The organism is Bacillus sp. SIMBA_005 (assembly GCF_046535585.1).
Lineage (GTDB): Bacteria > Bacillota > Bacilli > Bacillales > Bacillaceae > Bacillus > Bacillus pumilus.
Genome location: NZ_JAWRWI010000285.1, coordinates 1 through 278, shown reverse-complemented (window position 1 = coordinate 278; position 278 = coordinate 1). Strand labels below are relative to the sequence as shown.

The 278-nt window shown below is 40.3% G+C and carries 1 protein-coding gene; it reads left to right on the top strand.

Going from position 1 to position 278, the window contains the following annotated elements:
• Positions 1-15: 15 nt before the first annotated feature.
• A partial coding sequence (locus SB660_RS20135; RefSeq protein WP_410584068.1) for a condensation domain-containing protein occupies positions 16-278 on the top strand: 263 nt, incomplete at its 3' end.

Sequence of the window (278 nt, the reverse complement as noted above, 5' to 3'; positions counted from 1 at the left end):
CCGGTCCATCGCACAATAGGTTGGTTTACGACAATATACCCAATTGTTCTCGATATGACGGAAAGTAATAGTTTATCAAGCTCCATTAAGTATACAAAGGAAATGCTTAGACATATCCCCCATAACGGGATTGGTTACGGAATACTCAGATATTTGTCGGACTCGGTTCATCTTCAATTAAAACCTGATATCAGTTTTAACTACTTGGGTGAATTTGGCCAAGAAGATCGCAGCAACCTATTTCAAATATCACCTTTGTCCGCCGGAACGAGCATATC